General features: G+C 79.7%; 1 pseudogene. It reads left to right on the top strand.

Going from position 1 to position 310, the window contains the following annotated elements:
- Nucleotides 1-21: 21 nt before the first annotated feature.
- A pseudogene (locus VR44_RS40660) lies at nt 22-310 on the top strand (streptophobe family protein); the annotation flags it as partial.

Raw genomic sequence — 310 nt, forward strand, 5'->3', positions numbered from 1 at the left:
CTCCGGGGGCGGCCGGGTGCGGTGGAAGTCGCCGTACGGGCGGTGGTGGTGGGGGCCCTGTTCCTGGTGGTGGCGGGCGGGCTGGCGTGGGCCGGGCAGGGTGTGGCCGTGCTGGAGGGGGTGGTGCCGCTCTCCCTCCCGCGGGTTCCGCCGAAGGTGGTCGTGCCGGGGATCGGGGACGTCGGGGGGCTGCTGCGCGACGGGCTCGGGGACGCGGTCCGGCCCCGGGTGCGGGTGGGCTTCGCGGTGGATCCCGGGCCGACGGCGGCGGGTGCGGGGGTGTGGGTGGCGGTGGTCCTCGGGGTGGCGC

Source organism: Streptomyces katrae (assembly GCF_000966975.1).
GTDB classification, from domain to species: domain Bacteria; phylum Actinomycetota; class Actinomycetes; order Streptomycetales; family Streptomycetaceae; genus Streptomyces; species Streptomyces katrae.